Origin of the sequence: Maritimibacter sp. (assembly GCF_016774595.1) — a bacterium.
Lineage (GTDB): Bacteria > Pseudomonadota > Alphaproteobacteria > Rhodobacterales > Rhodobacteraceae > Maritimibacter > Maritimibacter alkaliphilus.
Genome location: NZ_JACBWT010000002.1, coordinates 1100293 through 1126194, shown reverse-complemented (window position 1 = coordinate 1126194; position 25902 = coordinate 1100293). Strand labels below are relative to the sequence as shown.

19 protein-coding genes and 2 pseudogenes are annotated in these 25902 nt (G+C 66.7%); 2 read left to right on the top strand and 19 right to left on the bottom strand.

The genetic code is table 11. The features are described 5' to 3' along the window. The first annotated feature begins 14 nt into the window (after positions 1–14). Positions 15–800 carry a PaaX family transcriptional regulator C-terminal domain-containing protein gene (locus HOY44_RS16595; RefSeq protein ID WP_287436205.1) on the top strand — a complete coding sequence of 262 codons (786 nt, stop codon included), beginning with the start codon at positions 15–17 and terminating at the stop codon, positions 798–800. A 160-nt stretch (positions 801–960) separates the two neighbouring features. On the opposite strand, the gene maiA is transcribed toward HOY44_RS16595, so the two are convergent. The 5 genes from maiA to HOY44_RS16570 all read right to left on the bottom strand — a co-directional run bounded on the left by maiA (position 961) and on the right by HOY44_RS16570 (position 4815). Continuing rightward, positions 961–1578, bottom strand: coding sequence for a maleylacetoacetate isomerase (gene maiA / locus HOY44_RS16590; protein WP_287436203.1), 618 nt, complete (start codon positions 1576–1578; stop codon positions 961–963). A gap of 60 nt (positions 1579–1638) precedes the next feature. Further along, positions 1639–2652 carry a 5-oxoprolinase subunit C family protein gene (locus HOY44_RS16585; protein WP_287436201.1) on the bottom strand — a complete coding sequence of 338 codons (1014 nt, stop codon included), beginning with the start codon at positions 2650–2652 and terminating at the stop codon, positions 1639–1641. Beyond that, positions 2645–3340: a 5-oxoprolinase subunit B family protein gene (locus tag HOY44_RS16580; protein WP_287436199.1), complete on the bottom strand. Its 696-nt coding sequence runs from the start codon at positions 3338–3340 to the stop codon at positions 2645–2647. Before HOY44_RS16580 ends, HOY44_RS16585 begins: the two co-directional genes overlap by 8 nt. Further along, positions 3337–4095 carry a LamB/YcsF family protein gene (locus HOY44_RS16575; RefSeq protein WP_287436197.1) on the bottom strand — a complete coding sequence of 253 codons (759 nt, stop codon included), beginning with the start codon at positions 4093–4095 and terminating at the stop codon, positions 3337–3339. The genes HOY44_RS16580 and HOY44_RS16575 overlap by 4 nt, the downstream gene beginning before the upstream one ends. A 66-nt stretch (positions 4096–4161) precedes the next feature. Continuing rightward, positions 4162–4815, bottom strand: coding sequence for a dienelactone hydrolase family protein (locus tag HOY44_RS16570; RefSeq protein WP_287436195.1), 654 nt, complete (start codon positions 4813–4815; stop codon positions 4162–4164). Positions 4816–5130: 315 nt separating this feature from the next. Here HOY44_RS16570 and HOY44_RS16565 point away from each other — a divergent pair, with 315 nt between their 5' ends. Beyond that, positions 5131–5337, top strand: coding sequence for a cold-shock protein (locus tag HOY44_RS16565; RefSeq protein WP_008329858.1), 207 nt, complete (start codon positions 5131–5133; stop codon positions 5335–5337). An 85-nt stretch (positions 5338–5422) separates the two neighbouring features. Here HOY44_RS16565 and HOY44_RS16560 read toward each other — a convergent pair whose 3' ends face one another. From HOY44_RS16560 to glgC, 14 genes and pseudogenes are all read right to left on the bottom strand, one after another. Continuing rightward, a complete protein-coding gene (locus tag HOY44_RS16560) occupies positions 5423–7426 on the bottom strand; it encodes an acetoacetate--CoA ligase (RefSeq protein WP_287436192.1) in 2004 nt (667 codons plus the stop codon). 99 nt (positions 7427–7525) lie between these two features. After that, entirely contained in the window at positions 7526–8317 is a 792-nt protein-coding gene (locus HOY44_RS16555; RefSeq protein ID WP_287436190.1) for an IclR family transcriptional regulator, read from the bottom strand. A gap of 171 nt (positions 8318–8488) precedes the next feature. Beyond that, positions 8489–10207 (bottom strand): thiamine pyrophosphate-requiring protein, encoded by a 1719-nt coding sequence (locus tag HOY44_RS16550; protein WP_287436188.1) that lies wholly within the window; start codon positions 10205–10207, stop codon positions 8489–8491. A gap of 153 nt (positions 10208–10360) precedes the next feature. After that, positions 10361–11542 carry a calcium-binding protein gene (locus HOY44_RS16545; protein ID WP_287436185.1) on the bottom strand — a complete coding sequence of 394 codons (1182 nt, stop codon included), beginning with the start codon at positions 11540–11542 and terminating at the stop codon, positions 10361–10363. 215 nt (positions 11543–11757) lie between these two features. Then, positions 11758–14523 (bottom strand): annotated as a pseudogene (locus tag HOY44_RS16540) (beta strand repeat-containing protein); the annotation flags it as partial. 319 nt (positions 14524–14842) lie between these two features. Next, complete coding sequence (locus tag HOY44_RS16535; protein ID WP_287436183.1) at positions 14843–15409, bottom strand: calcium-binding protein; 567 nt, start codon at positions 15407–15409, stop codon at positions 14843–14845. Continuing rightward, positions 15406–15780 (bottom strand): calcium-binding protein, encoded by a 375-nt coding sequence (locus tag HOY44_RS16530; protein ID WP_287436181.1) that lies wholly within the window; start codon positions 15778–15780, stop codon positions 15406–15408. Before HOY44_RS16530 ends, HOY44_RS16535 begins: the two co-directional genes overlap by 4 nt. Next, positions 15777–15947: a hypothetical protein gene (locus tag HOY44_RS16525; RefSeq protein ID WP_287436178.1), complete on the bottom strand. Its 171-nt coding sequence runs from the start codon at positions 15945–15947 to the stop codon at positions 15777–15779. Before HOY44_RS16525 ends, HOY44_RS16530 begins: the two co-directional genes overlap by 4 nt. 74 nt (positions 15948–16021) lie before the next feature. Next, positions 16022–16078: pseudogene (locus tag HOY44_RS16520) on the bottom strand (hypothetical protein); the annotation flags it as partial. After that, entirely contained in the window at positions 16065–19145 is a 3081-nt protein-coding gene (locus HOY44_RS16515; protein ID WP_287436176.1) for an integrin alpha, read from the bottom strand. The pseudogene HOY44_RS16520 and the gene HOY44_RS16515, both read right to left, overlap by 14 nt. Positions 19146–19309: 164 nt before the next feature. Next, positions 19310–21163, bottom strand: coding sequence for a 4-alpha-glucanotransferase (gene malQ / locus HOY44_RS16510; RefSeq protein ID WP_287436174.1), 1854 nt, complete (start codon positions 21161–21163; stop codon positions 19310–19312). Next, on the bottom strand, positions 21160–23214 hold the full coding sequence (gene glgX, locus HOY44_RS16505; RefSeq protein ID WP_287436172.1) for a glycogen debranching protein GlgX: 2055 nt from the start codon (positions 23212–23214) through the stop codon (positions 21160–21162). The genes malQ and glgX overlap by 4 nt, the downstream gene beginning before the upstream one ends. Continuing rightward, positions 23211–24623, bottom strand: coding sequence for a glycogen synthase GlgA (gene glgA, locus HOY44_RS16500; protein WP_287436170.1), 1413 nt, complete (start codon positions 24621–24623; stop codon positions 23211–23213). The genes glgX and glgA overlap by 4 nt, the downstream gene beginning before the upstream one ends. Next, entirely contained in the window at positions 24620–25882 is a 1263-nt protein-coding gene (gene glgC / locus HOY44_RS16495; protein WP_040884513.1) for a glucose-1-phosphate adenylyltransferase, read from the bottom strand. Before glgC ends, glgA begins: the two co-directional genes overlap by 4 nt. Positions 25883–25902: the final 20 nt, after the last annotated feature.

Here is a 25902-nt window from a genome sequence, read left to right as displayed (position 1 = left end):
GATACCCTCGCCCCATGACCGCATCCCCCGACATCGATAGGCTTCTGGCCCTCGGACCGCTCAAGGTCTGGTCCGTGGTCGTCACGATCATGGGCGATCTGTGCCGCGCCCCCGAAGACCGGATCGAGGGGCCGCTCCTTACCCGGCTGGTCGAAGGCATGGGGATCAACAATCAGGCGCTGCGCGTGGCACTTCACCGGCTGAAACGCGACGGCTGGATCGAGGCGGAGCGCGACGGGCGCGTCTCGTCCTACGCCCTGACGCCCGAGGGTCGCGCCCGCACCGAGGCCGTGCGCCCGGTGATCTACGCCGCCGCGCCGCCCGCCCCGGTTCCGGTGTCGCTGGTCCTGCCGGAACCGGCGATGGCCACGCAGGATTTCATCGACGCTCTGCCCGACGACACGGTGTTCCCGGGCACCCGGTCGGCGCTCACCACCGGGCCGCTCGACCCGGCCCTGTCGGACGCGCTGGTCACCACGCTTGACACCGCCGCCCTGCCCGACTGGATCGCATCCGTGGTGATCTCGCCCGAAGCCCTCGCGGACTACACCCGGCTGGCACAGGCGCTCGAAAGCCTCGGCCCGGCGCCGGGCGACCTCATGACGCGCACCATCCTGCGGCTCATCGCCTTTCACCACTGGCGCCGGATGCGCCTGCGCCACGGCACGCTCCCCGACCTCATCCTCGGCCCGAACTGGCCCGGTGCGCAGGCCCGCACGGCAATCGCCCGCACGCTCGAAACCTACCCGCGCCCCGCGCTCGACGCGCTGCGCGCCGCCGCGACGACGCCCGCCTCCTGATCTTCTCTGTTTCAAAAAACCTCGGGAGAGCACGAGAGGGCAGCGCCCTCTCGCCGGGGAGTATGAGGGGCTTGCCCCTCGTTTAGACCTGCGGAGTTTGAGGGGCCTGCCCCTCATATCTGAGAGCGCGGGCGCAAGCCCGCACCGTCAGGTCACGCCCTCAGTGCGGCGCGAGATCCGGGTGGGCAGCGGCGAAGGCGGGGATTTCGTCCAGCCTGTCCGAGATATGCCGGATCTTCGGCAGCGGCGCCAGATCGACCTCCCAGCGCCGGGCGTTGTAAAGCTGCGGCACGAGGCAGATGTCGGCCATGGTCACCCCGTCGCCGTAGCAGAAATCGCCCCCGTCCAGCATGGTTTCGAACGCGGCAAGCCCCGGTCCGATGAAGGTCTGCATCCAGCCCTGCATGGTGATCGCGCCCCCCGACGCCGCCACCGCATGTTTCGCCACGCGCAGGTTGCAGACCGGGTGGATCTCCATCGCGATGGCATAGGACAGGGCGCGCACCGCCTGACGGCCTGCCGGGTCTTTCGGCAGCAGTCCCAGATCGCGGGTCTCATCCAGGTATTCGAGGATCGACAGCGATTGGGTAAAGCTGTGCCCGTCGATCTCCAGCACCGGGACCAGCCCCTGCGGATTGCGGCTCATATGCGCCTCGGAGGTCTGTGCGCCCGCCTGAAGATCGACCGTCACCGCCTCCCATTCCATTCCGGCAAGGCCCATCGCGATCCGCAGCCGGTAGCTTGCCGACGACCGCCAGTAATCATGCAACGTAACCATCCCGGCCTCCCTCTCCTGTTTCGTTCTTGATAGGTGGGCGGGCGGGCAAGGTCCACCGGATCACTCGTCGCCGCCGTGATGAACCCCGCTGATGAGGTTCGCCCGCATCAGCCGGTCTTCCAAGCTTCCGCGCGGCACGGCGATCTCGTCGAGCCAGGCTTGCCGCGTCGCAAGGTCACGCCGTGCGCGCATGATGGCCTCGTCCGGCGATACGGCGACGAACCGCACCTTGTCGCCCGCCCGCGCCTGCACCAGCGCATCGGTCGCGGTCGAAACCAGCGTCGCGATCTTCGGATAACCCCCGGTCGTCTGGTGATCGGCGAGGAGCACGGTCGCCACCCCGTCGCCCGCCACCTGGATCGAGCCGCGCAGGGTCGGCTCGGACGGGATCGACAGGGCGTCGGCGAGGGCCAGTTCGGGGCCGTCCAGCCGCATCCCCATCCGGTCATAGGCGGGGGTCACGGTGAAGGGTTCGCGGGTCAGGGTGTCCAACGCGCCCGACGCGAACCGGTCCTCCTGCGGGCCGGGCACGACCGGCTGGCGCGCGTTCGGGCCCGGCAGGGGTGGCGCGGGCAACGGGCCTTCTCGTGGCGGGGTCGCCTCGGCATTGCGCAGGGTGATCCTTTGTCCCGTTGTCAGCGCCCCGCCGCCGAACTGCGAGATCGCGTGGGTCGCGGTGGCGCCGAGCCAAGCCTGCGCTTCGACCTCGCCCGCGAATGCGAGATAGCACCAGCTGCCCCATTTGCCCGCGCGGATCGTCAGGCTTTCGCCGGCCGATAGGGTGCGCACCACCCAGCCTTCGACCCGCGCCCCGGCATGGTCGAGCGTGAAGCCGCCGCCGCAGACCGCGAAACTCACCGTGCCGCTCTCGCAGGTCAGGGACAGGCCGCCCATCGACACCTCGATGGCGGTGGCCCCGGCTGGCCTGCCCAACGCGCGGTTGGCGGCGGCATGGGCGAAGCGGTCCATCGGCCCGGACGCGGGCACGCCGAAGCGCATCCAGCCGCGCCGCCCGCCGTCCTGAAAGCTGACCTGCGGCCCGGCGAAGGTGACGGTGAGCACCGCGTCAGCCATCGCCCCGCTCCGCCATCCGCGCCTCATAGGTGTCCCGGTCGATCTGGGCGAACCGGACGCGGTCGCCCACGTCGAACAGGAACGGGTGATCGGCATCCGAGCGCAGGATGGGCGTCGGCGACCGCCCGATGATCGACCAGCCGGTCGGCATGGTGAGCGTGGTCACGAGGCATTGTGGCCCCGCGATGATGACGCTGCCCGCCGGGACGTCGCGCAGGGCCGCCGACTTGCGCGGAACGCGGATCGCCTCCGGCACGCCGGACATATAGGCATAGCCCGGCGCAAACCCGTACATACGCACCCGAAAGGCCGCGTCGCGGTGCGTGCGGATCACGTCTTCGGTCGTCATCCCGGCCGCATCGGCCACCGCTTCCAGATCCGGGGCGAAGGCAGCGTCATAGCAAATCTCGATGACGCGCTCCTGTCCCTGCTGATCCGTTCGGACCGGATTGGCAAGCATACGTTCTATCTCGCCCTGAACCGTGCGGTGATCGGTCGCCTCCGGGTCGAAATCCACCAGCAGATTGACCAGCGCGGGCACCCATTCGATCACCCCGGCGGGTGTGGATTGCGCCAATCGCGCATCGAGGGCGAGGACTTGCGCGCTCATCTCGTCCCCGATCTCGGTCCCGAAACTGACGAGCAGCGCGTGATCGGCCACGGCGCGGTATCGCGGCCAGCCGCTCACGCCAGAAACGGGGCCAGCGTGATGCCTTTGGCGGACAGAGCGTCGCGTATGCTGCGCGCCGTTTCGACCGCCGCCGGGTTATCGCCGTGCACGCAAATCGAATGAGCTTCCAACGCTACCTCGCCACCGCCCAGCACCGGCATCCGGCCCGTTTCGAGGAAACCGACGAGCCGATCCGCCGCTTCGCCCGCATCGTGCAGAACCGCCCCCGGCGTGCCGCGCGGCACCAGTTGCCCGTCGGACTGATAGGCGCGGTCCGCGAAGACCTCGGAATAGACTGCCATGCCCCGCGCCTTCGCCACCTGCTCCAGCTTCGTGCCGGAAATGGCGAGGATCGCGAGCGCCGGAACGAAGCACGCGACGGCATCCGCGATCGCCTCGGCCACCTCTTCGTCCCGGCCCGCGAGATTGGCGAGCGCGCCGTGGGGTTTGACGTAAGCCACTTTCGTGCCCGCCAGACCCGCCATGCCGACGAGCGCGCCGATCTGGGCGGTGACCATCCGGGTCACCTCGCCCGGCGCCATCGGGATCACACGCCGGCCGAACCCTTCGCGGTCGGCATAGCCCGGATGCGCGCCGACCGTGACACCCAGTTCGGCGGCGCGTTTCAGGGTGGCGAACATAGTCTCGGGGGCGCCCGCGTGCCCGCCGCAGGCGACGTTGGCGCTGGTCACCAGCGCGAGCATCTCGTCGTCATGCCCCATGACCCACGGGCCGAAGCTTTCGCCAAGGTCGGCGTTGAGGTCGATCCGCATCGTCACCCCTTGTCTGATCTAAAGCCCAGTCAATCACCCACGGGCGGGAATTGGAATATGCCGCGCCTAGCCGATATGGGTGGCGAAGAACGCTTTCGTCCGATCATGTGCCAGCGCCGCGACATCGGCCACGTAGCTTGGACGCTGATCGTTGGCGAAAGCATGCCCGGCCTCGTACATATGCGTTTCGATTTCGGGCAGGTAGGCTTTCACCTCCGCGATTCCTTCGGGCGGTGTATGGTCGTCCTGCGTGCCGAAATGCGCGAGCATCGGAGCTTTCAGGGGCCGGTCGAGGTAGCTGGGCATCCGCGTGCCGTAGAACGCCACGCCGCCCGCGATGTCGAGCGTCTGGGCGGATCTGAGCGCAAGGCCGCCGCCCCAGCAGAACCCGATCACGCCGACCTTGCCCCCCTTGGCGGCGAGTGCTTCGACCGTCGCGCCGATGTCCATCATGGTCTGGTCCAGATCGGCCTTGGCCATCAGGTCGCGCCCCCGCCCCGGATCGTCGAACGCGATGACCGCGCCGCGTTCTTGACGGTCGAAAAGCGCGGGAATCGCCACCTCATACCCTTCGGCGGCATACAGGCGCGCGACGCCCTTCAACTGGTCGGTCAGCCCGAAGATTTCCTGAATGACGACGATCCCGCCGCGCCGTTCGCCCTGTGCCGGTTCGATCCAGCACTCGAAACCGTGGCCATCGTTCGCCTGAAGTCGGGTCATCATATCGCGTCCTCCGCTGTCTGGGACGTTGATAGCAGCGCCGTGCGGGATGATCGAGAGAGCGCGTGCCATGCACCTGCCGGATCAAGCATCGCGCCGCGGGCGCGCGGATGGCCTTTGCGGCCGGCCCCGGCGATTGCCTGACCACTTCACACCGAATTGCATTGGCGATTTCGTGATTGCCTGATATGGACGTGGCGCAGACGTTATCTTTTTCGACCAAGTCTCCGACCACACCGGCGTTACTTCCCTCGATCCAGACTACTACGCCGACCTGCCGCATCCTGCGGGCAGACTACTAAAGGAGACTACGGAATGGCCACTGGCACCGTGAAATGGTTCAACGCAACCAAAGGCTTCGGCTTCATCGAACCGTCGGAAGGCGGCAAAGACGTTTTCGTCCACATCTCGGCTGTCGAGCGTTCGGGCCTCACCGGCCTCGCCGACAACCAGAAGGTGTCGTACGAGCTTCAGGCGGGCCGCGACGGTCGCGAATCCGCCGCGAACCTCGAACTGCTCTGAGCTGTTGCGAGATGCCGCGCGGGTATCCGCACGGCGCATGAGATAACGTCGCGCCCCAAATCGGGGCGCGGTTTTCGTTTCAGGGTCAGGCGTCGGCGAGCCGCGACTGCGCGAATGCCGCGAACCAGTCGAGTGCCGCCGGGTTCCGGGTCGCATCTTTCGACGCGACCTTGTCCGGGTTTTCGCCCAGAAGCATCCGGCGCACCGGAACCTCCATCTTCTTGCCCGTGAGCGTGGTCGGTATCTCCGGCACCTCGACGATCTCGTCCGGCACATGGCGCGGCGACCGTTCGGCTCGCAGGCGGCGCGCGATCTCGGCCTTCAAGGCATCGGAGAGGCTGCCGTTCGCCATCTGGACGAACAGCGGCATGTAATAGCCCCCATCCTTTTCCTCGATGCACACGATCAGGCTGTCCGCGATCTCATCGAAGGTTTCCATCGTCCGGTAGATCTCGGCCGACCCGATGCGCACGCCGAAGCGGTTGAGCGTCGCGTCCGAGCGGCCAAGAACGTATGACCCTCCACGTTCGTTGAACCGCACCCGGTCGCCGTGACGCCAGATGCCGGGATAGACGTCGAAATAGCTGTCGGTGTAGCGCGCGAACCCTTCGTCGCCCCACAGAAAGAGCGGCATCGAGGGCATGGGCTGTCGGATGACCAGTTCGCCCACCTCGCCCACGACCGGCTGCCCCGCCTCGTCGAAGGCGACCGCATCGCACCCCAGCGCAGGGGCCTGAATCTCGCCGGCATAGGCCGGCAGCAGGCTCGACCCGCCGAGGATGCCGGAGCACACTTCGGTGCCGCCCGATTGCGAGGTGGCATAAAGATCGCGTTTCACCGCCTCGTGCGTCCAGGCCAGAATCTCCGGTGTCGCGGGCGATCCGGTCAGCAGGATGGTTTCCAGCGCGGACAGGTCGAACTCTTCCCCCGGACGAATGCCCGCCCCGCGCACCATCTGCATGAAGGTGGGTGATACGCCGAAGGTGGTGACGCCGGTTTCTGCCATGATGCGCCACATCAGTCGGGCGTCGGGATAGGCCGGGTGCCCGTCGTAGAGAACCACTTTGCCGTCCAGCATCGGTCCGGCCATCAGGGTGTTCCACACCATCCAACCCGTCGTCGAATAGCAGAAATAAACCGAGTCCTTGTGCATATCGAGTTGGAAGGATGCCTTCTTCAGATGTTCGACGACGATGCCGTGGTGCCCCTGCGTGATCGGCTTCGGCAGGCCCGTCGTGCCGGAAGAGAACAGAACCCAAAGCGGATGATCGGACGGCACGCGGGTAAAGGCGAAATCCGCGCGCGCCACGTCCGGGCCGGTGAACAGTTCGGCCCAGTCCAGCGTCTCGCCCGCGAAGACGGGCCGCCCGGCGTTGGGAAGGTAGTCGAGCAGGACCAGCCGCTCGGCCGTCGGCAGGGCCGCGAGGATGCCCGCCAGTTCGCCCGAGCGGTCGTAATCCTTGCCGCCGTAGCGGTAGCCGGTCACCGCAAAGACGAGCTTCGGTTCGATCTGGCTGAACCTGTCGATCACGGTCTGAGCGCCGAACTCCGGCGCGGCCGAGGACCAGATGCCGCCGATTGCGGTGGTCGCCAGCATGGCGATGAAGGTCTCGGGGATGTTCGGCATATAGGCCACCACACGGTCGCCCGGCTCGATCCCCATTTCGCGCATCCGGGTCGCCAGTTTGCGCACCTGTCCGGCGACATCGGCCCAGCTTATCGCGGCGATGTCCGGCCGCGTCTCGGCACAGTGCATCATCATCGGGCGCTCCGGGTCGCCCGAGGTTTCGTGGCGCAGGATGTTCTCGGCATAGTTCAGCCGGGTTCCGGTGAACCAGCGCGTACGCGGCATCGGATCGTCGGTCAGCACCTGCTCGATCTCGCCCTCGTGGATCACGTCGAAATAATCCCAGACCGCGCGCCAGAACGACGCCGGGTCTTCGACGGACCAGACCTGCAATTCCCGATATCCGGCGAGCGACACGTCGCGCTCGCCCGCGAGCCATGCAAGGAACCGGGTCAGTTCGGCCCGTGCCCGACGCTCCGGGCTGGCCGTCCAGAGTTCCTGTCCTTCGCTAACCGTACTCATGCCATCTGCTCCGTTAACGTGTCGGGGTCGACCTGTTCGATCATGGTGAGCACGATATGCACGCGCGTCGCAGGTTCAACCGCCTTGAACGCCGCCCGGTCATTCAGACGTATCGTCACCCCGATGCCGCGTGCCCTGTGTGGCTGCGATTTCCTCATCGATGATCCGTTTCCACGCGGCGATCCGGGCGTCGTCCACATCCTGCGCGTGGACGGCGATGGAAATGGCAAGGTCGGGTTCCGCCGAGAACGCCTTGACCCCGCGCCCAAGCCCGTAGATCGACGAATAGGCCTGCCCCCGGCTTTCCGCAAATCCGGTGCGGCGGGCGCGATCCATCGCGTCGCGCACGCTGTCGGCGCTCAGGCTTTCGAAGGCGTCGAATTCCGGTGCGATGGCCGCGATCACCCGCTCGGCGGTCGCGTCCGGCAGCCCGGCGAGAAGCGCGGTGGCCCCCGCCCCGACGCCCAGATAGCGCCGCTGGCCGACCTCGACCGGGATCACGCGGATCACGGTGCGGCCTTCGGCTTTGTGGATGCACACCGCCTCGAACCCCGAGCGGCGCATCAGGTAGGTGGTCACGTTCGCACGTTCGGCCACGCGGTCCACGCAGGCCGTCCACGGGGCGAGGCCAAGCACCCGGTCGCTGACGGCGAGGCCGAGCTCGTAGCTGAGCATCCCCACCTCGTAACGGCGGGTGTCGGCGTTGTAGGCGGCCAGCCCGGTGTCGGTGAGGCTTTTAAGAATGCGGTGGGTGGTCGAGCGGGGCAGACCCACGGCTTCGGAAATCGTGCGCAGGGTCTTGGGCGCGTCGCCAGACACATGCGCGATCTGCTTCAGGATCGCCGCCGCGCGCCGGATCGCCTGGGTTCCGTCCTGATTGCCGTCTTTCATACCGTCACCCACACCATTGCCGTGCCTTTGCCGCGCGAAACCCGTGCGCTGCACGCCTGCTTTTCTCCACTAGTGACCCAGTGTTAACTTGGACACCCCGTCCCGCAAAGCACGTTTCGTGATTATTCCGGCGCGCATGGCTGCTCCATCGGAATGGGCATTCGGTCCGGACTACCCCCGCGCAATCGCGATGTTGAGCAGCACCTGACGCTGTTCCTCCTCCGCGACACGGATCGCCCGGTCGAGCGCGGCGGGCAGATCGCGCCCGTCGGTGACCGTCTCGGTATAGGCCCGGCTCGCCTCGGCCACCTTGGCGAAATCGGGGCTGGGGCGCAACGAGGTCAGCGGCACCTCGTTCGCGGTCTTGCTTTCGCCCTCGGGGTAGAGCCCCTGAACCGAGTATCGCACCGCCGCCCATTCCTCGTTGTTGAGCACGAGCACGATCACCGGGACATTCTGCGCCTCGGCCACGAAATGACAGGCGGTGGGGTTGGCGAACATGTAGCTGCCGTCACCCACGGTCGCGACCACCAGCCGGTCCGGGTCGGCCATCTTGGCCCCGATCGCGGCGGGCATCCCCCAGCCGAGGCCGCCGGAGAACGGTTCCTGAAAGTAGCTGTCGGGCTGGTCGAGGTCGAGCGGCTGGAGCGGGCAGCCAAGCTCGTGAAACACGGTTGCGCGCCGACCCTTGAGCGCACGGCCCAGACACAGGCTGACCCAGTCTTTCGTCATGGGCGCGCTCGCCCCCGCCTCGGCGCGGGCCATGACCGCCGCACGCGATGTTTCGCTCGCCGCCGCGACCCGCTTGCGCCGCGTGGCGATCCGGGTTTCGTCGCGCGGCTCGGCACCGACCGCTGGGATCAGTGCGGCAAGGGTCGCGCCGACGTCTCCGGCGAGCGTGATGTCCGCCGGGAAGTTGCGCACCGGCGTGCGCCCGAACAGCGGGTCGGGCGCGGCCTGAATGATCGTCGCATCGTCACGCAACGTGACACCATCGGGCATCCACGGCGCGAGGCAGTCCAGCGCCAGCACGACGTCGGCTTCGGCCAGCCACGGCGATGGGTCCGCCCCGACCTGCATCGGGTGGCCCATGGGAATGGCGATCTGGTTCGGCCAATAATGCACCAGCGGGATCGCGTGATCCTCGACGAACCGGGTCAGGGCGGCGAACCCGTCGGCACCCCCCGCCCCGCGCTGCGCGATGATGACCGGGTTGTCCGCTTGGGCGAGCGCCCTCGCCGCCCGCGCGACCGCATCGCCATCGGGTGCGGTCGTCACCGGAGTCATGCGCGGCGGGGCCGAAATCCCCTCTGCCGGGCAAGGTTCGCACAGCACTTCACGCGGGAGGCTCAGGTAGACCGGCCCCTTCGGTCCGGAATTCGCGATCGCCCAGGCGCGATCCAGAAGCTCGGGCACCTGTTCGGGAAAGCGGATTTCGTATTGCCATTTGGTCGCCTCGCGGATCAGCGCCTCCTGATCGAACATCTCCTGCCCCCAGCCGATGGGAACCGTGCGCGCCCCGAACCGCCCCCGTTCGGTGGTCGGCGTGCGGCCCGACATGACGATCATCGGGATGTGGTCGCACCACGCGTTGATGATCGCGGTCGCGCCGTTCGACAGGCCGACGTTCGTGTGCAGCATCACCGCCTGCGCGCGCCCCGACACCTGATAGAACCCGTGCGCCATCGACACGGCGGCATGTTCATGCGGGACCGTGACGGGCAGCGGCAGGTCCAACCCGCGCCGCTGCGCCTCGACAAGCCCTTCGATGATCGGCGGAAAATCGGTGCCGGCATTGGTGAACACGTGGCTGACGCCGAGTGCTTTCAGCTTGGTGAAAATCGCCCCACCTGCGGTGATCGGGCTGTCCCCCGGCGCCTCGCCTTTCATGCGTCCTCCCTTTGCCTCGCCTGATGCGAGACCGCCGGCGCACTGTGATTTTGCACCGCGGGCGCGTCAAGGGATGGTCGCCCCGTGGATGCCAGACGCTGTGTCGGGTCCGGGGTTTCGGGCCGAGCGGCAGGCTGGGGTAGCCTATCGCCCCTACAGCACGAAATCCCCCGCCGTGAGCGTGAGCAGCCCGGTGAGATGGATCTCGGCATCCGCCACCGTGTCGCCGTCGGTGTCGAGCGCGACGATGGTGTCGCCGCCCGACTGGCTCAGCGTCAGCGTGCCGCCGAAGGTGAACGCCTGATCGCCGCCCGTGGTCGTGTCGGCGTCGATGGAGCGCAGGATGATGCGGTCCACCCCGACTTCGTAGTCGGTGATCCGGTCCGCTGCCGCGCCCAGCCCGGTGTCGCCCTCGCGGAACACGAACGTGTCGCCGTCCGACCCGCCGGTCATGACGTCCGCCCCATCGTTGCCGAAGATCCGGTCGCGGCCCGCGCCGCCCACCAGCGTGTCGTCGCCCGCGTCGCCGCGCAGGAAATCGTCGCCGCCGAGACCGGACAGCGTATCGGCCCCGTCGCGCCCAATCAGCCTGTTCGCGCCGCCGTCGCCGGTGATATCGTCGTCGAAATCCGAACCCTGGGCGTTCTCGATCTCGGACAAGGTGTCGCCCGCGGCATCGCCGCCCGAGGCCGTCCCGGCGCCGAGATCCAGCGTCACCCCGGCGCTCGACCCGGTGTAGAGGACTGTGTCGATTCCCGATCGGCCATACATCTCGTCGCCACCCGCGCCGCCGATCAGCTTGTCGTCGCCGAAGCTGGCGTCCATGTAGTCGTCGCCCTCGCCGCCGATCAGGATGTCACGATCCGCGCCTCCGTAGAGGGCATCCCATCCATCCCCACCGACCAACCGATCGTTGCCGTCCAGCCCGAGCAGGATGTCCTGCCCTCCAAGACCGATCAGCATGTTGTCGGCCCCGTCGCCGGTCAGAACGTCATTGTGATCCGAGCCCATCACCCGTTCGATGCCGGTGAGCGTGTCGCCCTGCGCGTCGCCGCCCGTGCCGGTGCCGGCGCCCAGGTCCACGGTCACACCCGCCGCGGACTTCTTGTAGACCGCCAGATCCGCGGCCCCGAGGCCGCCGTCGAGGTCGTCCGCCCCCGCGCCCCCTTCGAGCCGGTCGTTTCCGTCGCCACCGTCCAGATCGTCGTCGCCCTCGTCACCGAAGAGCATATCGCGGTCATCCCCGCCCTCGATCATGTCGCCGTCGTCGCCACCCCGAACCCAGTCGCGTCCGGCCCCGCCCCTGAGCGTGTCGGAACCCGCGCCACCCAGCACCCGGTCATCGTCATCCCCACCGTCGAGCGTGTCATCCCCGTCACCCCTTGTAGATCGTCCTCGCCGCCGAGACCGTTCAGGATGTCGTCCAGATGGCTGCCCAAAAGGGTCTGACCATCCCCCGTGCCGGTGCGGTCGATCCCGACACCCGGCAGACGCCCGTACATGATATAACTCTTGCCCGCGTTGTTGCCGCCCTCGTCGTTGAAATAGGCCCCGACCAGCAGATCGGCGAGCCCGTCGTCGTTCACATCGCCCGCCGCCGACACGTCGTAGCCCAGATAGTCGCCCTCGACCTCGGCATAGATTTCGAAACCGCGGGCCGGGGTCAGGTTGTCTATATCCACATCGCCGAATCCGGTCGGCCCGCCGTAGATGACATATGCCGCACCCCAGTAAGTCGCGGTCTCGGTGTAACGGTAGGCCCCGACCACAACATCGTCGTACCCATCGCCGTTCATGTCGCCGACCCCGTCGACGTCGTAGGCGAAATAGGTCTTGCCGGACTTGCCGAGGATGGCGAACCCCTCGGTCGCGCCGTTGTCGTCAATGTCGATATCGGAATGGCCGCTCGCACTGCCGTAGATGACGTAGGCCGCACCCGCTCCGGCCGACGCGGTGTCGTCGGAAAGCGACCCGACGATGATGTCGTCGAACCCGTCGCCGTTCACGTCGCCGGCGCCTGCCACAGAATAGCCGAACTGGTCGTTCACCGCTTTGCCGGCGATGGCGAACCCTTCTCCGGCACCCAGAGAACCGAGGTCGATATCGCCCCAGCCCGTCGTCTTGCCGAAGATGACCCATGCGGTCCCGGAATTGATGGCAGTGCCATCTCCATTACGCTCGCTGACCACGAAGTCGTCGATGCCGTCGCCGTTGAAATCGCCCGCATCGGCAACGGACCAGCCCGCGAAATTACTGTCGGCCTCCCCCTTGATCCTGAAGCCGTCGGACGCCGCCAACGTGTCGATGGAGAAGCCGGAGCGGTCAGCGGCCTGGCCGAAGATGACATAGCTGTGGCCTATGTTGTTTTCGCCGCTGTCTTCGCCGTAGGGCGCGCTGACGATCACATCGTCGAAGCCGTCGTCGTTGATGTCGCCCGCCGAGGCCACCGAGAACCCGAATTGATCGCCAGACGCTATGCCCGTGATCCGGTAGCCGTCCGCATCGGTCAGGCTGCCTGCGGCGATGGTACCGATGCCGGAGGATTTGCCGTAGATGACATAGGCCGCGCCTGTCCCGAAGTAAGCGCGCGCGCCGATGATCAGGTCGTCGATCCCGTCGCCGTTCACATCGCCGGCGCTAGAGGACCTGAACGATAATTGCGACAGCGGCTCACCCGTGATTTCGAACCCGTCTGTCGCCGTGAGGGTGCTGAGGTCGATATCGGTGGTCGGGCCGCCTGCCTTGCCGAAGACGACGAAGGCCGACCCGGAATTCGCTGCCCCGAAATGGGTGGCTCCGACCGCGCCGATCAGGACGTCGTCGATTCCGTCGCCGTTCACGTCCCCCGCATCCGACAGATAGGCACCGGACGAGTCGTTCGCCGTCTTGCCGATGATCGAGAAACCGTAGGTGGGCAGCAGCGTCGAAAGGTTCACGTTTGCGCCGAAGCCGGTGGCCGAGGCGCCGTAGACCACATAGGCCTCGCCAGCGTTAATGCCGCCGTCGTCACCATAGGGCGCCCCTACGATCAGGTCGTCAATTCCATCACCATTCACATCACCTGCGCCGGAGACGCTTGTCCCAGCTTGGTCACTGTCAACGTCACCTTGTATGAAGAATCCATCTTTCGAATCGAGGGCGTCCACTTCAATTGTGCCAAATCCCGTCGATCTGCCGAATATGACGAACGCCCCGCCAGCGTTGCTCCCGCCCTCATCGTTATTGATCGAACCGACGATAATGTCGTCGATTCCGTCCGCATTGACGTCGCCTGCGGCACTGGCACTCCAGCCGAGGTAATCGTATTCGCCCCCACCCCGGATGATGAACCCGTCGCTCGCGGCGAGGGTCGATGTGTCGATATTCGAGAACCCGGAAGTCTTGCCGAAAATGACATAGACTTCGCCCCCGCTAGGAGCTCCATTGTCGTTGTTAATCGCGCTGACGATCAGGTCTTCGACCCCGTCGTCGTTCACGTCGCCTGCGCTGGATACTTTGTAGCCCGCAAGGTCGCCTTCGGCAGCACCCAGTATGGTGAACCCATCGGTAGGAGCAAAAGATGAAAAGTCGATCGTACTGAAACCGGTCGACTTGCCGAAGACCACGTAAGCCGCGCCTGCGTTTACCGCGCCACTGTCGTTTTGGTAGGCCCCGACAACGACGTCGTCAAACCCGTCACCGTTTACGTCTCCCGCGCCTGCGACACTGTATCCGGCCCCGTCGTTTGCGAGGTCTCCTTGCATGACGAACCCATCGCTCGCAGCGAGGGTGAACAGGTCAATCGTCGAAAATCCGGTGGATTTACCAAACACCACGTAGGCACGGCCTGCGTTTGAACCGCCGTAGTCGCTACCCCACGCGCCGATGATCACATCGTCGAACCCGTCGCCGTTTACGTCGCCCGCGCCATCGACACTGAGGGCCGCAAAGTCGCTGCCGAGCGCCCCCATGATGATGAAGCCATCACTCGCTGCTAGGCTCGACAAATCGATATTCGTGTGACCGGACGCCTTGCCGAAGATCACATATGCTTCGCCTGCGTTCGGGTCGCCATCGTCACCTTGGGGGGCGCCTATGATCACATCGGCAAATCCGTCGCCGTTGACATCACCGGCGGCGGCCACGCTGGTGCCAGCGACATCATTGCTGAGATCGCCCTGAATGATGAAGCCATCACTCGCGGTCAGTGAGGACAGGTCGATCGTTCCGAGCCCGGTGGACTTCCCGAAAACGACGTAAGCCTCGCCAGCTCCCGAACCACCGTCATCGCCATATCTTGCGCCAACGATGACGTCGTCGATACCGTCCCCGTTCATATCACCTGCAATCGAAACCGAGTAGCCAGCCTCGTCGTTTGCGGCATCCCCCTGAATGATGAACCCCTGCGAAGCGGTCAGAATCGAAAGGTCGATAACGCGTGCAGCCATAATGAGGTCCCCCCGAACCAAAGCGTTTTTTTGAAATCGAAACCACGCGCCGCGAAAAAGCGGGCGACCGCCGACACATCAAATCTCGATACCAGCATAGAAGCCAAGGCCATCAGAGCAAGCTTTTCATAACTCACAAAAAAACAGCGGCGCGGCGCCGCGGCACATAGCATGGGGAGCGGCGGGGACCGGATTCACGCCCCGCCCCCTACAGCACGAAATCCCCCGCCGTGAGCGTGAGCAGCCCGGTGAGGTGGATCTCCGCATCCGCCACCGTGTCGCCGTCGGTGTCGAGCGCGATGATGGTGTCGCCGCCGGACTGGCTCAATGTCAGCGTGCCGCCGAAGGCGAAGGCCTGATCGCCGCCCGTGGTCGTGTCGGCGTCGATGGAGCGCAGGATGATGCGGTCCACCCCGGCCTCGAAATCGTCGATCCGGTCGGCAGCCGCGCCGGTCCCGGTGTCGCCCTCGCGGAAGACGAACCGGTCCGCGTCCGCCCCGCCGATCATGAAATCGCGCCCGCCGCCGCCGATCAAGACGTCGCGCCCCTCGGCCCCGTTCAGGAGCGTGTCGTCGCCGTCGCCGCCGATCAGCCGGTCGTTGCCCTCGAAGCCGAACAGGATGTCCGCGCCGCCACGCCCGTTCAGGGTGTTGGCCCCGCTGTCGCCGCGCAGCGTGTCGGCGTGGTCCGAACCGGTCAGGTGCTCGATGCCCGTCAGCGTGTCGCCCGTCGCGTCGCCGCCCGAGGCCGAGCCCGCCGCGAGGCTGATCGTCACCCCGACCCCGACCCGGTGTAAAGCGCCGTGTCCTCGCCCGCGCCGCCGTCGATGTCGTCGCCTCCCGCGCCGCCGGTCAGCCGGTCGTCGCCGTCGCCGCCGTCGAGGATGTCGTCGTCGGCGCCGCCGTCCAGCACGTCGCGCTCGTCGCCGCCGTAAAGCTCGTCTTCACCCGCGTCGCCGCGCAGCTTGTCGCGCCCGCCGAGGCCCGTCAGCACGTCGTCGCCGCCACGCCCGATGAGCAGGTTGGCGTTCGCGTCGCCGGTGAGCGTGTCGCCATGGTCAGACCCCATCACCCGTTCGATGCCGGTGAGCGTGTCGCCCTGCGCGTCGCCGCCGGTGCCGGTGCCTGCGCCGAGATCGACCGTCACGCCGGCGGCGGACTTCTTGTAGACCGCCAGATCCGCGCCCCCGAGCCCGCCGTCGAGGTCATCCGCGCCAGCCCGCCCTCGAGCCGGTCGTTGCCGTCGCCACCGTCCAGATCGTCGTCGCCATCGTCACCGAAGAGCATATCGCGGTCATCCCTGCCTTCGACCATGTCGCCGTCGTCGCCACCCCGAACCCAGTCGCGCCCGGCCCCGCCCTAAGCGTGTCGGAACCCGTGCCACCCAGCACCCGGTCGTCGTCATCCCCACCGTCGAGCGTGTCGTCCCCGTCACCCCTGAAGATCGTCCTCGCCGCCGAGGCCGTTCAGGATGTCGTCGAACGGGCTGCCCAAAAGCGTGTTCGGTTCGGCCGATCCACTGCGGTCGACCGGCGACGAGGGGCCGCGACCGTAGACGATATAGGCCTTGCCGGAACTGGCCGCGATGTCGTCGTTCAGGTTGGCGCCGATCATTATATCGGCAAGCCCGTCCCCGTTCACGTCACCGGCCGCCGCCGCCGCGATGCCGAAATTGTCGCCGCCGTATTCGCCGTTCATCGCGAAGCCAACAGCGGGAGAGAGGTCGTCGAGATTGACCGTGCCGGGCCCGGTGGTCGACCCGTAGATCACATAGGCTGCGCCAGCGCCCACGGCAGAGTCGTCCTGACCATGCGCGGTGACGAGGACTTCGGAAAGCCCGTCGCCGTTCATGTCGCCCACGATCGCGATCGCCAGACCCGCATAGTCCTGCGTCGCCCCGCCATAGACGATGAACCCCTCGCTCGCGGTCAGGCTGCCCGCCGCGATGGTCGAAACGGGCGTGGAGCGGCCATAGACGATGTAGGCCGCGCCCGAGAACGTGCCGTTCTCGTCGTTGTAGCGCGCGCCGACCACCACGTCGTCCAGCCCGTCGCCGTTCACGTCGCCTCCGCCCGCGACGTCGAAGCCGAACTGATCGCCGGTGAACTCACCATTGATCTTGAACCCGTCCGACGAGGAGAGGCTTCCAAGGTCGATGTCGGCCAGCCCCGACGACTTGCCGAAGATGACGTAAGCCGCGCCGGAATCATTCTGAGCACCGTTCGCCCCGAGCGCGCCGATGATGATGTCGTCGATCCCGTCGCCGTTCACGTCGCCCGCATGGGCGACGCCGTGGCCCGAGTAATCGATGGCGGCGTCGCCCGTGATCTCGATGTAACTGCCGGGCGCGAGGCTTGCGACATCGGTGTTGGCGCGCGAGCCGGCCACACCGAAGACCACGTACGTCTTGCCCTGGTTCGCGCCATCGGGGCCGGGAAGGTTGGGCGAGGCGAACATCACGTCATCGATGCCGTCGCCGTTGAAGTCACCCGCCCCGGCGACGTCCGACGCGAAAGCGCCGGAAATGTCGTTGCCGTAGATCGCGAAACCGTCCGTCTGCGTGAGCGTATCGAGGTCGATGGTCCCGTGGCCCGAGGTCTTGCCGTATATGACGTATCCCGCGCCCTCGGCGGACGAGGCGCCGTCTTCGTCCCACAACCGCGCGCCGATCACGAAATCGTCGATGCCGTCGCCGTTCACGTCGCCCGCGCCTGTGGCCGAGGCGTAGTCGCCGAGGCGGTCGAAGGCCCCCTCCCCGATCAGCTTGAAGCCGTCCGTCGCCGTCAGCCCGTCGACGTCGATGTCGCCCGTGAAGCCGCCCGCCTTGCCGAAGATGACATAGGCCGCGCCGTTCTGCGACAGGCCGTTGGTGGAATACGGTTCGGCCACGATGACGTCGTCGACCCCGTCGCCATTCACGTCTCCGACGCCCGACACCGCGCGCCCCAGATAGACCGACGATGCAGCACCGCTGTTGAGGATGCTGACCCCGTAGGGCGGCGTAAGGCTGGACATGTCGACCTCGGACGCGAACCCGGTCGCGGAGCCGCCGTAGATGACATAGGCCTCGCCCGCATCCGTGCCGCCGTCTGCGCCCCAAAGCGCCCCGACGATCACATCGGCGAACCCGTCGCCGTTCACATCGCCCGCGCCCGAGACTCCGTGTCCCGCGCCGTCCCCGGCTGCATCACCCTGAATGATGAAACCGTCCGCCGCCGTCAGGGTCGACAGGTCGATATGACCGATCCCGCTCGCCTTGCCGAAGATTACATACGCCTCGCCCGAGTGTACGCCACCGTCGTCCCCGGAATAGGCGCCGACGATGACGTCGTCGATCCCGTCACCGTTCACATCACCTGCGGCAGACACGCTGTAGCCCGCGAAGTCGGTCGATACGTCGCCCTGAATGATGATTCCGACGGACGGGGACAGGCCCGTCAGGTCGATATGCGAAAAACCGCCCGACTTGCCGAAAATCACATAGGCTTCGCCCGCGTTGGGGCCACCGTCGTCGCCGAAGAAGGCGCCAACGATCACGTCGTCGTAGCCATCGCCGTTCACATCGCCTGCGCCCGAAACGCTGATACCGGCCTGATCGCCTGCGTTGTCCCCGTGGATCAGGAACCCGTCGGACAGGGACAGGCTTGCGAGGTCGATATTCGCGATCCCGCTCGACTTGCCGAAAATCACATAGGCCTCGCCCGCGTTGATCCCGCCGATGTCGCCGTTCAACGCGCCGATCACGACGTCGTCGATGCCGTCGCCATTCACGTCGCCTGCGGAAGAGACGCTCCACCCCGCGGAGTCGGACGCTGCACGACCCTGAATGGCGAACCCGTCGGTCAGCGTCAGGGTCGACAGGTCGATGTTCGCGATGCCGCTCGACTTGCCGAAGATGACATAAGCCTCGCCTGCGTTGCTGCCTCCGTCGTCGCTCCCGTAGGCGCCGACGATCACATCGTCGATCCCGTCACCGTTCACGTCGCCAGCCGCTGCGACGCTGTGACCGGCCTGATCGTTCGCCACGTCACCCTGAATGATGAACCCGTCGGTGAGGGTCAGGCTCGACAGGTCGATATTCGCGATACCGCTCGACTTGCCGAAAATCACATAGGCCTCGCCCGCCTGCCCGCCGCCGTCGTCGCCGCCGGGAGCGCCGACGATCAGATCATCGATGCCGTCGCCGTTGACGTCGCCGGCGCCGGAAACGCTCTGCCCCGCATTGTCGCCGCCCGTGTCGCCCTGAATGATGAACCCATCGGTCAGGGTCAGGCTCGTCAGATCGATGTTCGCAAGCCCGTTCGCCTTACCGAAGATCACATAGGCTTCGCCTGAATTCCCGCCGCCATTGTCGCCGTAAGGGGCCCCGACGATCACGTCGTCATATCCGTCGCCGTTCACGTCACCCGCGTTGGACACGCTGTAGCCGGCTTGGTCTTCCGCCGCGTCGCCCTGAATGATGACGCCCTGCGCCGTGGTCAGAAAAGAAAGGTCGATAACGCGTGCAGACATAATGCGGTCCCCCCGAACCAATACATTCTAAGCAATCCGAAACGCCGCGCGCGGTGGGCGGCACAATATCGAAAGTCGAAACTCACTTATTTTTAGGGGGAAAATCCGATCCGGCAACCCTGTTTCGGCCTGCCGAGGGTGCGGGCGGCGGTGCGCCGCGCCGCTCAGGTGCCTGTCCGGCCCGCGTCGCCCATGATCCGGGCCGCCGACGACAGGCCCTCGCTCGCCGCGATCTCGTCAGGTCCGGCGGGCAGGCGTTGGCGCCAGTTCGGGTATTCCGTCACCGTGCCGGGCAGGTTGGGCTGGGCCGACAGGCCGAGAACGTCCTCGACCTGCACCGACACCAGCCGGGACCGCGTGGCGGCCAGAACCGACCACATCGCCTCGGCGCTTTCCGGGGGCGCGTCGCCCCGGAACTGGCCCGACAGCCAGTCGAACCCAGACACTTCGCGCCCACGCCAGTCGAACATGCCCTGCGCGTGCTCGGGCGGGGTCAGGCCAATGTCGCGCCGCACCGAAATCTCGCGCCCTTCGCGCCAGCCTTTCCACGTCGGCAGGTCGTGGGTGGTGAAGCTCGCGATAACCGGTTCGTCATAGTTTTCGGGCCGTTTGAACACCGGAGGATCTTCGCGATGTTCGAAACAGGCAAGGCGACAGCCTAGAATGCCGCTGTCTTGCAATGCCTGTTGCAGCCCGTCCGGGATCACGCCAAGGTCTTCGCCCACGATCACCGCACCGGCCCGCGCGGCCTCGATCCGGGCGACGGCGAGCATCGCGTCGCGGGGCATCTGGACATAGGCCCCCGGTAGGCCATCCGGCACCAGATAGGCGCGTTCGAACCCGAGGATATGGTCGATCCTGAGCGCACCCGCGAACCGCAATTGCTGGCGCAGGGTGGCGGCAAGCGCCTCGAACCCGGTGTCGATCAGCTTCACGGGGTTGAAAGGCGCCAGTTGCCAGTTCTGGCCCTGCGGCGCGAAGGAGTCGGGCGGTGCGCCAAGGCTCGCCCCGAAAGCGAACGTGTCGCGGTCCTCCCACGTTTCGGCCCCGTGCGGGTGGGTGCCGACGGCAAGGTCGAGGTAGAGGCCCAGCGCCATGCCCGCGTCCGCCGCCCGGTCACGCGCAGCACCAAGCGCTGTTTCGGCCTGAAACTGAAGCCAGGCATGGAAATCGACGCGATCCGCCATCTCGCGCGCGGCCTGCGCGACCTTGGGATCGTCCGGGGTCTGATAGGCCACCGGCCACGTATCCCAATAGGCGCCGAAGCGTTCGGACAGCGCCTGATACGTCGCGAAACGGTCAAGCCCAGCGCCCTGTTCGGCCCGCCACGCCGCAAAGGCCGGATCGTCGCCCTCGGCCGCGAACCGGACTTCGAGCGCAGCCATGCGCGCCGGAGTTTCGGCCCCGAAATCGATCAGATCGCCCCCCGGCGCCCCGTCGGTGTCGAGGTAGACCGAGGCAAAGCGGCGGCGGTGCGACGGTGTATAGGGGCTGAACGCGCCCGGATCGGCGGGGAAGCCCGCGTGGATCGGGTTGATCCCCAGAAAGGCCGCCCCCTGCCGGGCGGCCCCTTCGGCCATGCGGGCAAGGTCGCCGTAGCCCCCGATTCCGCCGACGGTCGTGGGCCTGAGCCCGGCCAGCGGGACCATCAGGCCCCAACTGCGCTCGGGAAGCGGCAGCCGCGCGGGCGCGACGAGCAGCCAGCAGACCTCGCCGCCCGCCGCCAGCCGATGCCGGCCGAGGGGCAACGGCGGCAACGGCCCCTGCCCCTCGCCCTCGGTGCCGTCCTCGTAGGCGATGGACCACGGGGTCGCTGTCAGCTCGGGGGCGTCGCCCAGTTCGCAGATATGCCACCGCGGCAGGGCGCGCTCCGGCTCGGGCGGGTCGGTTTCGCTCAGGCCCAGCGCGGCCAGCAGGGCCGCCTTGGTCTCCGCCGACGTTTCGCGCCAGACACCGAACAGGTCGCGGTATTCGCTCAGGATGCCCGCCCGTGCGGCGCGGTCGTCGAGCGCGCTCATATCCGCTCCATGCACAGCGCGGCCACGGCGGTCTCGGCCTGATCGTAGGCGCCGGACACCGCCTTGGGTTCGGCCAGAGGCTGCGCGGTGTCGATGTGGCGCACCCAATGGAAGCCGTCCGGGCAGGCGGGCAGTTGCAGCGCCACCGCATCGCCTGCGTTGAAGGCAAGGTAGATCGCATCCTCGCGCTGTGCATAGGACGGCGTGCCCGAGGCGATACGCAACTCGGCGCACAGCGTCTGGTTGTGGCCGTTGGTCCAGTCGGAGCGCGTCATTTCCTGCCCGTCCGGGCGCCACCAGAACAGGTCGATCACCCCGTCGACCTTGCGCGGCACCGAGTGCAGGAACCGTTTCTGACGCAGGATCGGGTGGCGCTTGCGGAACGCGATGAGGCGCGCGGTGAAGGCGCGAAACGCCTCGTCCGCGCGTGCCCAGTCGATCCACGTCACGTCGTTGTCCTGCGCATAGGCGTTATTGTTGCCGTTCTGGCTGTGCCCGATCTCGTCACCGCCAAGGATCATCGGCGTGCCTTGCGACAGAAGCAGCGTCGCCATCATGTTGCGCCGCCTCAGCGCCCGCGCCGCGACGATTTGCTTGTCCTTGGTCGGTCCTTCGGCCCCCATATTGTCGGAATGGTTCTCGCCATGCCCGTCGCGGTTGTCTTCCCCGTTGGCCTCGTTGTGCTTTTCGGCGTAGCTCACCACGTCCGTCAGCGTGAAGCCGTCATGCGCGGTCAGCAGGTTGACCGAGGATGTGGCGGCCCGGCCGGAATGGTCGAACTGGCCCGCCGACCCGGTGATCTTGTCCGCAAGCACCGGCACGTGCCCCAGATCGCCGCGCCAGAACCGGCGCACACCGTCGCGATACTGGTCGTTCCATTCGGCGAAGGGCGGCGGATAGGCGCCAAGCTGATAGCCCCCCGGCCCGATGTCCCACGGCTCGGCGATCAGCTTTTTCGTGGCGAGCAACGGGTCTTGTCTCAGCGCCTTGAAGAACGCGGCGTTCCGGTCGAACCCCTCCGCCGTGCGCCCGAGTGTCGAGCACAGGTCGAACCGGAACCCGTCCACCCCCATGGTGCCCGCCCAATAGCGCAAGCTGTCCAGCACCATGCGCAGAACCATCGGGTGTTCGAGGTTGAGCGTATTTCCGGTGCCGGTGTCGTTCACATACTGGCTCGGATCTTCTGCGAGGCGATAGTAGCTCGCGTTGTCGAGCCCGCGGAAACCGAGTGTCGGACCAAGTTCGTCGCCCTCACCGGTGTGGTTGTAGACCACGTCGAGGATGACCTCGATCCCGGCGGCGTGGAAGCGCGCGACCATCTGTTGAAACTCGTCGATCCGGCCTGTGGACAGGTAACGCGGCGCGGGGGCGAAGAAGCCGACGGTCTGATAGCCCCAGTAGTTCACCAGCCCCTTTTCGACGAGGAACCGGTCGTTGAGAAAGGCATGGACCGGCAGAAGCTCCACCGCCGTCACGCCCAGCTTCACCAGATGGTCGAGCGCGGGGTCCGAGGCCATGGCGGCAAAGCTTCCCGGCGCATCCACCCCCGGCATGAGGTGCGTGAACCCTTTGACATGCGCCTCGTAGATCACCGTCTGATCGAGCGCCGTCACGGGCGCGTGGCCCCCGCCCCAGTCGAAGGTCGGGTCGGCGACGATGCTTTTGGCGGCGAATGGGGCGCTGTCGCGGTCGTCGGGTGCCTCGGCCCCGCCGAAAAGCGCGTCGTTCCAGTCGGGCTGGCCGGTCAATTGGCGCGCGTAGGGGTCGATCAGCAGTTTCGCGGGATTGAAGCGATGCCCGGCTTTCGGGTCGAACGGACCCTCGGCCCGAAAGCCATAGTGCTGGCCCACCCCGATGCCCGGCACATGGACGTGCCAGACGTCGCCGTCACGCTCCGGCAGCGCGATCCGCGTCTCGCGCCCGTCCGCGTCGAACAGGCACAGATGCATCGCCTCGGCATTCTCGGAAAACACCGAAAAGCTGACGCCATCCCCCACGACATGCGCGCCAAGCCGGGTCGGGTCCCCGGCATACACCTGTCTGTCGCTCATCCGGCCTTGACCATCCCCGCATAAAGCGCCGCGTATTCGGCGGCGGAATGGCCCCAGTCGACCGGGGCGGCCATCGCGTTTTTCATCATCTGCGTCCAGGTCGGTTGATCGTGATACAGATTGACCAGTTTCATCAGCGCCTGCGCAAGGGCCTGCGCGGTGACGGGGTTGAATTGAATGCCCGTGGCGGCCCCCGCTGCCAATCCGGCAGGCGATGCGTTTATGACGGTATCGGCCAGACCACCCGTAAGGGCCACGACAGGCAGCGTGCCGTGGTGCAGACCGTAAAGCTGCGTCAGCCCGCAGGGTTCGAATCGCGACGGGACGAGGATCGCATCACCGCCGACGATCATCCGGTGGGCGAGGTCTTCGTCATACCCGATGGTCACCGCCACGCCCGGATGCTGTGCGGCGAAGTCACGGTAAGCGGCCTCGAGCCCCGGCTCGCCGGTGCCGAGCAAGACCAGTTGCCCGCCGTTGTCCAGAAGCGCGGGCAGCGCCATCAGCAGAAGGTCCAGACCCTTTTGTTCGGTCAGGCGCGAGACGACGACGCAGACCGGGCCATCCCAATCGGGCAGGTCGAATTCGCGCCGAAGCGCGGCCCGGTGCTTGGCCTTGCCCGAAGGTTTGGTGAAGGGCGGGTTCCACGCCTCGCCGTCGATCCCGTTCAGGATGCCCACAATGTCAGCCTGCCGTGCCTGCAACAGCCCATCCATCCCGACACCGAACTCAGGCGTCATGATCTCGGCGGCATAGGTGGGTGAGACGGTGGTGATCTTGTCGGCATAGACCAGCCCGGCCTTGAGCGCCGAGATATCGCCCCAGAATTCGTACCCGTCCTGCGTGAACTCGCCCGGCGGCAGGCCAAGGGCACCCGCCATGTCGCCCGGTGCCATGCCCTGAAACGCGATGTTGTGGATCGTGATAACGCTGGCCACCCGGTCGCCTGCCCCCATCTCGCGCAGATAAAGCGGCGCGAGGCCTGCTTGCCAGTCGTGGCAGTGAAGCACATCGGGCGACCACCCCTTGATCCCCTCCGCCGCCACCCGCGCGCCCGCGAGCGACAGGGCCGCAAAGCGTTGCGGATTGTCGGGCCAGTCGGCCCCGGAGGCGTCGTTGTAAGGCCCGCCCTCCCGGTCGAAAAGGTGCGGCGCATCGAGCGCGTAGAGCACCCCGTCACCCAGCTTGCCCGCCCGCAGGCTGGCCGGGCCGCCGAAGAGGTCGTCCCACGTCAACACGGCCTTGGCCTTGCCCAGCGCGGCCATCACTTTTGGATAGCCCGGCACCAGAACGCGCATTTCGACGCCCTGCCCGGCAAGCGCGGCAGGCAGCGCGCCGACCACGTCGGCCAGCCCGCCGGTCTTTATCAGCGGCACGCATTCCGAGGCGACCGAGAGCACCTTGGTCATAGGCTCGCCGCCCGCCTGTCCAGCATGTCTTGTGTGATGAGCGTGACGCCGCCGGGAGTCACGCGGAACCACTTGGCATCCTCCTCCGGGTCTTCGCCCACCACCAGCCCCTCGGGGATATGGACGCCCCGGTTCACCACCACATCGGTCAGCCGCGCATGGCGCGAGACATAGACACGCGGAAGCGCCACGACCCGTTCGAGCGAGGAATAGGAATTGGTGTGGCACTGGGTGAAGAGCAGCGATTCACGGATTTCGGTGCCCGACACGATGCAGCCCCCCGCGATCATCGAACTGACCGCCGAGCCGCGCCGATCCTTTTCGTCATGGATGAACTTGGCGGGCGGGGTCAGCTCGGAATAGGTCCAGATCGGCCAGTCGGTGTCCCAAAGGTCAAGCTCGGGGTCGAAAGTCGTGAGGTCGATGTTCGCCCGCCAGAACGCGTCCACCGTGCCCACGTCGCGCCAATAGGCTGGGGCGCCCGGTGCGCGCACGCAGCTGTCACCGAAGCGGTGCGCCTGCGCGTGGCCGGTTCGCACGATGTCGGGGATCATGTCGTTGCCGAAATCGTGGCTCGACCCTTCGTCCTCGATATCGGCCAGCAGGCGTTCGCGCAGGTATTTCCAACTGAACACGTAGATGCCCATGCTGACGAGCGTGTGGTCGGGGTCGCCCGGCAGCCCCGGCGGGTCGGCGGGCTTTTCGAGGAACGACGTGATCCGGTCGCCCTCGTCCACCGCCATGCAGCCGAACGCGCTCGCCTCGTGCCGGTCGACGGTGAGGCATCCCACGGTCACCTCGGCCCCGGTTTCGACGTGCTGCCGGATCATCACCTCGTAGTCCATCTTGTAGATGTGGTCGCCCGCAAGGATCACGATGTAGTCCACGTCGTAGCTGTCGATGATGTCGATGTTCTGGGCCACCGCATCCACCGTGCCGCGATACCACGTCTGTTCGTTATAGCGTTGCGAGGCGGGTAGAATATCGAGAAACTCGTTGCGCTCGGCCCGAAAGAAGTTCCAGCCGCGCTGACAATGGCGGATCAGCGAATGGGCCTTGTATTGCGTGGCAAGCGCGATCTTGCGGATGCCGGAGTTCAGCGCGTTCGACAGCGCGAAGTCGATGATCCGGCTCTTGCCGCCGAAATAGACCGCCGGTTTCACCCGGCTCGACGTCAGTTCATGCAGGCGCGAGCCGCGCCCCCCGGCAAGGACGAAGGCCATGCTTCGCGCGGCCAGTCTCTGGTTCCTGTTCGGCATTGGCTTTCCTCTCCTCTCTG